Below are 5,597 nucleotides of genomic sequence, written 5' to 3'. Positions count from 1 at the left end.
CCAGGCGGGGAAGGCGGCCTGCGCTGCAGCCACGGCGGCATCGAGCTCCTGCACGGTGCCCAGGTCGACCCGGCCCTGCACGCGCCCCAGTGCGGGGTTGAAGATGTCGGCGCGGCGGCCGGAAGTCGAGGGCTGAACGCGGCCGCCGATGTGGTGGTGAACTTCGTACATGCGTGTCTCCGTGTGTGTCTCCGTGTGGGGTCTCATTGCGGGTCGGCGGTCAGGCGGATGGCGCTGCGCAGCACGTCGACCATCTTGTGCAGCTCATCGTGGGTGGCGATGAAGGGCGGGCCCATGGCGATGGTGTCGCCGGTGAAGCGCAGCAGCACGCCCATCGTCATCGCGATCTCGAAGACGCGCAATGCGCGGCGGCCGGGCTGACCGGGCCAGCTCTGCAGGTCGACCGCGCCGCAGAAGCCGAAGTTGCGGATGTCGGTGACGCCGGGCTCGCCTTTCAGGCTGTGCAGGCCTTCTTCGAGCACGGGCTCGAGGCTGCGGGCGCGCTCGATCAGGCCGTCGCCCAGCAGCACGTCGAGCACGGCGTGGCCCACGGCCGAGGCCATGGGGTGGCCCGAGTAGGTGTAGCCGTGCATGAACTCGACGGCGTACTCGGGCGCCTGCACGCCCATGAAGGTGTCGTGGATGTCGCCCTGCACGATGACGCCGCCCATCGGCACCGTGCCGTTGGTGATGCCCTTGGCGAAGGTGATGAGGTCGGGCGTGACGTCCAGGCGCTGGGCGCCGAAGGCCGTGCCCAGGCGACCGAAGCCGGTGATGACCTCGTCGAAGATCAGCAAGATGCCGTGGCGGGTGCAGGTCTCGCGCAGCTTTTGCAGGTAGCCCACGGGCGGCACGATGACACCGGTCGAGCCTTGCACCGGCTCGACGATGACGGCGGCGATGGTGCTGGCGTCGTGCAGGCCGATGAGGCGCTCGAGCTCGTCGGCCAGGTGCGTGCCCCAGGTCGGCTGGCCCTTGGAGAAGGCCATGTGCTGGGGCGACCAGGTGTGCGGCAGGTGATCGACACCCGGCAGCATGACCGAGCCGAACATCTTGCGGTTGGCCACCATGCCGCCGGCCGAGATGCCGCCAAAACCCACGCCGTGGTAGCCGCGCTCGCGGCCGATGATGCGGTGGCGACCGCCCTCGCCGCGCAGGCGGTGGTAGCCAATGGCCATCTTGATGGCCGTGTCGACCGACTCGGAGCCCGAGTTGGTGAAAAAGACCTTGCCCAGGCCGGCAGGGGCCAGCTCGGTGATGCGCCTTGCCAGCTTGAGCGCGCCTGGGTGCGCCACCTGGAAGGCCGGGGCGTAGTCAAGTTCAGCGGCCTGGCGACTCAGGGCCTCGACCACGCGCGGGTGAGCGTGGCCGATGGGGCAGCACCACAGGCCCGAGAGCGCGTCGAACAGCTCGCGGCCATCGGACGTGCGGTAGTGCGCGCCGCTGGCGCCGACCACGACCTTGGGGTGCCGCTTGAAATAGCGGTTGGGCGTGAAGGGCAACCAGGTCTGGGCCAGGCCGTCGAGGGTGGCCGGGTCGGCGGTTTCGGTGGCGGGGTTGAAGGGCATCGGGTGGACCTCGGTGAGGGCCTCGGGTGACAGCGGGACGCCGCTGGGCCAAGGCCTGACGCCCATCGTAGGCACGCCCGGCCCGGCGTCGGCATGACGCGAGCGCATCAAACTGGCAAACGGATTGCTTGAATACACCTGCCGTGCAGTCATCATGACCTGTACAGTCAGCCCATGCCATCGCCACGCCCTGACAGAACCCGACACCCCGCCGAAGCCGACTGGCTTGCATCGCTGCAGGCCGACCTGGGTGAGCGGGCCGAGCGCTCGGCGCACACCCGCGTGCGCAGCGAACCGAGCCTGGTCACGCTGGTGTCCGGGGCGGTGGAAAAGGCCGTGGCCGAAGGCGCCTTGCGCGCTGGCACCCGCCTGCCTTCCGTGCGGCAGATGGCCGCGCGGCTGGGCGTGAGCACCTTCACCGTGGCCGAGGCCTACTCGGGCCTGGTCGCGCGCCAGGTGCTGGCCTCGCGCCAGGGGGCGGGCTACTTCGTGCAGTCCAGTCGCTTGGCCGCTCGGCGCAGCCCGCGCGAGCTGGCGCTGTCCACCCAGGTCAGCGACGACTGGCTGAGCCTGAACATGTTCGCGCAAGGACGCGACCTGCTGGCCGCCGGCTGCGGCTGGCTGCCGCTGAGCTGGTACGCCGAAAACGACTTCCACGCCGCGCTGCGCCAGGCCACGCGCATCGCTGGCGAGCACCTGGCCAGCTACGGCCACCCGCTGGGCTATGCCGGCCTGCGCCAGCTGCTGGCCCGAGAGCTCGGCGAGCGGCTGGGGCCTGTGCACGCCAACCAGCTCATCCTCACGCACGGCGTCACGCATGGCTTCGAGCTGGTGATGATGGGCTTGCTGCGCCCCGGCGACAGCGTGCTGGTGGAAGAGCCCGGCTACTGGAACCTGCACGCGCAGTTGCGCTGCCATGGCCTGAACCCCATCGGCGTGGCGCGCAACGAGCAGGGCCTGGACCTCGACGCCATGGAGCGACTGGCCCTGGCGCACCGCCCGCGTGCCATGTTCATCACCACGGTGGGGCACAACCCGCTGTCGACCACGCTGCGGCTGCAGCAGCTGCACCGGATCCTGGCCCTGGCCGAGCGCCACGACCTGTGGGTGATCGAGGACGACATCTTCCGCGACCTCGACGGCCCGCACGCGCCTTCGCTGGCCGGGCTCGATGGCCTGCAGCGGGTGCTGACGCTGGGTGGCTTTTCCAAGACCATCGCGCCGGCCATCCGCGTGGGCTACGTGGCCTGCCCGCCCGCGCTGGTGCAGCCGCTGGCGCGCGTGAAGATGGCTTGCGGCCTGACCACCTCCGAGATCAACGAGAGGGCCGCCGCGCGCGTGCTGGCCGACCCGGGGCACCGGCGCTACCTCGAGCGCATCCGCCACCGCCTGGCCACCTCGCGAGAGCGCGTGGTCGAGGCGCTGCTCGACGTCGGCATGGCGCCGCTGGCCGTGCCGGACAGCGGGCTGTACGTGTGCGCGGGCTGGCCTGACGTGGACGAGCCCGATCGGGCCTCGATGGCGCGTCAGGTGGCGCAAGAGGCCCTGGCCGAGGGCATCGCGCTGGCGCCAGGCGACTACTTCATGCTCGACCAGCGCCCCACGGGCTGGTTCCGATTCAACGTGGCGCACGCCAATGACCCACAGCTGATGCGCTTTCTGCAACGCGTGTCCAAGCGCTTTCCCAGGCCCTGAACACCGCGCACCCACCAAAGCGGTGCAGGCCGTGCCCTGCGTGTTGGCACAGAACTCGCATGAAGTCCGCCATGAAAACCTGACCACCCGGTCAACTTTCTGGCCCCGACATGAACGCGTCCCCGATGCCCGCCCGCCCCACCGCCTCGGTCAGCCGCCCGGGGTTCGGCCCCTCCGTCGTGCAGGTCAACGCCGCCAGCGTGACCTACCCGGCGCCCGATGCCCCGGTGCGGGCGCTGCACGAGGTCAGCCTCGACATCCGCCAGGGCGAGTTCGTGTCGCTGATCGGGCCCTCGGGCTGCGGCAAGACCACGCTGCTGCGCGTGATCGCCGACCTCGAACCCATCACCTCGGGCCAGGTGCTGGTCAACGGCCGCACGCCGCACGACGCGCGCCTGGCCCGCGCCTACGGCTACGTCTTCCAGGCTGCGGCCTTGCTGCCGTGGCGCACGGTGCTCTCCAACGTGATGCTGCCGCTGGAGCTGCAAGGCAGGCCACCCGACGAGGCGCGCGAGATCGCACGCACCCAGCTCGCCCGCGTGGGCCTGGAGCAGTTCGAGCGCAAGCACCCGTGGCAGCTCTCGGGTGGCATGCAGCAACGCGTGTCCATCGCGCGGGCGCTGGGCTTCGAGCCCAAGCTGTTGATGATGGACGAGCCCTTCGGCGCGCTCGACGAGATCACCCGCGACGACCTCAACGCGCAGCTGCAGCAGCTGTGGCGGCACGAGCAGCGCACCGTGGTCTTCGTGACGCACTCGATTTCGGAAGCCGTCTACCTGTCGACGCGCATCGTGGTGATGTCGCCGAGGCCGGGTCGCATCGTCAAGGTCATCGACTCGCCATTGCCCGCCGAGCGCACGCTGGCCATGCGCGACACGCCCGAGTTCATGGCGCTGGCGCACGAGGTGCGCGAAGCCCTGGCCGACGGCCACCACTGAGGGCGCGAACGGTGTCCAGCGCATCTCCCCCCTCCAGCGCCAGCGGTCTGCGCGCACCAGGCGGCACGGGCTGGCTTCGCGCGCAAGGCTTGCTGCCGGTGGCGTGTGTGCTCACCGTTTTGATGCTGCTCTGGTACGCGCTGGCCATCGCGCTGAACGCACCCGGCGCCATCGAGCGCCACCTGGGCGGCCCCGATGCCCCGTGGACGGCCACCGAACTGGTGCAGACCACCTGGTCCATGGCCCGCCCCATCCTGCCTGCCCCGCACCAGATCGCACAAGACACCTGGCACAGCCTGCTGGACTGGCCCATCGACCACCCGCGCAGCCTGATCTTTCACGCCCGTGTCACCGCCGAGGCGACCTTGCTGGGGTTCGTGCTCGGGGCGTTGCTGGGCGCGCTGCTGGCCATCGGCATCGTGCATTCGGTGACGCTGGAGCGCGCCCTCATGCCCTGGATCGTCGCCTCGCAGACGGTGCCGGTGCTGGCCATTGCGCCCATCGTGCTGGTGGTGCTTGGCAGCCTGGGTTTCACCGGCGTCTTGCCCAAGGCCGTGATCGCGATGTACCTGTGCTTCTTCCCGGTGACGGTGGCGATGGTGCAGGGCCTGCGCGCGCCCCAGGCCATCGAGCGCGAGCTGCTGCACACCTACGCCGCCACGCGCTGGCAGGGCCTGTGGCTGCTGCGCCTGCCGTCTGCCTTGCCTTACCTGTTCCCGGCCCTGCGCGTGGCCGTGGCCGCCGGGCTGGTGGGCGCCATCGTGGCCGAGCTGCCCACCGGCGCGCAGGCCGGGCTGGGCGCGCGCCTGCTGACGAGCTCGTACGACGGCAACACGGTGCAGATCTGGTCGGCCCTGCTGATGGCGACCGTGCTAGGCGTGCTGCTGACCACAGCGGTCAGCGGGCTCGAGCGCCTGGCGCTGCGCCACCGTGGCGCGGTGCGCTGACCCAACGCACCGACGGGACACCGACATGCCCACCCGCACCACCTCAAGCGCCCCGAGCGCCCCAAGCATCGCCCACCCCACGCCCGCCCCACGGCCCGCCGCCCCCGGCGCCGTGCTCGCGGTGCTGGCGCTGGCCCTCGTGCTGCTGGCGCTCACCGCGCCGCTCATGCAGGTCGACCCGGGCGACTTCACCTTGCAGCCACGCGCCTGGTGGCAGGCCGATGGCCTCGCCGACACGCTGTGGCAGCTGCTCACGCCCTGCGCCCTGGCGCTGGCAGCCCTGCGCGCCCTGTGGCCTTCGCCTGGGCTGCCCGCCACGGCCCTGTTGAGCGCGCTCGCCTTGCTGGGCGGCGCCGGCCTCGTTCACCTGGCCCCGAGCGACGACACCCGCGTGGTCGCTGGCGGCTACTGGCTCGCCACCTTGGCGCTGGTGCTGCTGAGCGGGGTCA

General features: G+C 70.9%; 5 protein-coding genes and 1 pseudogene. 4 read left to right on the top strand and 2 right to left on the bottom strand.

Features of this window, described 5'->3' with window-relative positions; genetic code table 11:
- Together B2W70_RS16760 and B2W70_RS16755 are read right to left on the bottom strand one after the other, a co-directional pair.
- Nucleotides 1-171 (bottom strand): aldehyde dehydrogenase family protein (locus B2W70_RS16760; RefSeq protein ID WP_286747412.1); only part of this gene is annotated, 171 nt, incomplete at its 3' end.
- 32 nt (nt 172-203) lie between these two features.
- Nucleotides 204-1,568, bottom strand: coding sequence for an aspartate aminotransferase family protein (locus tag B2W70_RS16755; RefSeq protein WP_286747396.1), 1,365 nt, complete (start codon nt 1,566-1,568; stop codon nt 204-206).
- Nucleotides 1,569-1,742: 174 nt separating this feature from the next.
- On the opposite strand from B2W70_RS16755, the gene B2W70_RS16750 reads away from it, so the two are divergent.
- The 4 genes and pseudogenes from B2W70_RS16750 to B2W70_RS16735 all read left to right on the top strand — a co-directional run.
- Nucleotides 1,743-3,263 (top strand): PLP-dependent aminotransferase family protein, encoded by a 1,521-nt coding sequence (locus B2W70_RS16750; protein WP_286747394.1) that lies wholly within the window; start codon nt 1,743-1,745, stop codon nt 3,261-3,263.
- A 110-nt stretch (nt 3,264-3,373) separates the two neighbouring features.
- Nucleotides 3,374-4,201 carry an ABC transporter ATP-binding protein gene (locus B2W70_RS16745; RefSeq protein WP_286747393.1) on the top strand — a complete coding sequence of 276 codons (828 nt, stop codon included), beginning with the start codon at nt 3,374-3,376 and terminating at the stop codon, nt 4,199-4,201.
- An 11-nt stretch (nt 4,202-4,212) separates the two neighbouring features.
- Complete coding sequence (locus tag B2W70_RS16740; protein WP_286747391.1) at nt 4,213-5,148, top strand: ABC transporter permease; 936 nt, start codon at nt 4,213-4,215, stop codon at nt 5,146-5,148.
- A gap of 25 nt (nt 5,149-5,173) precedes the next feature.
- Nucleotides 5,174-5,597 (top strand): annotated as a pseudogene (locus tag B2W70_RS16735) (hypothetical protein); the annotation flags it as partial.

It is taken from the genome of Aquabacterium sp. UBA2148, from assembly GCF_002328915.1.
Taxonomy (GTDB): domain Bacteria; phylum Pseudomonadota; class Gammaproteobacteria; order Burkholderiales; family Burkholderiaceae_C; genus Aquabacterium; species Aquabacterium parvum.
The sequence above is the reverse complement of the archived record's forward strand: the minus strand, read 5'-3'. Positions and strand labels throughout refer to the sequence as shown.

Coding starts and splice junctions, on each gene's coding strand:
- B2W70_RS16755 (WP_286747396.1), bottom strand. CDS start 1,568: ATGCCCTTCAACCCCGCCACCGAAACCGCCGACCCGGCCACCCTCGAC.
- B2W70_RS16745 (WP_286747393.1), top strand. CDS start 3,374: ATGAACGCGTCCCCGATGCCCGCCCGCCCCACCGCCTCGGTCAGCCGC.
- B2W70_RS16750 (WP_286747394.1), top strand. CDS start 1,743: ATGCCATCGCCACGCCCTGACAGAACCCGACACCCCGCCGAAGCCGAC.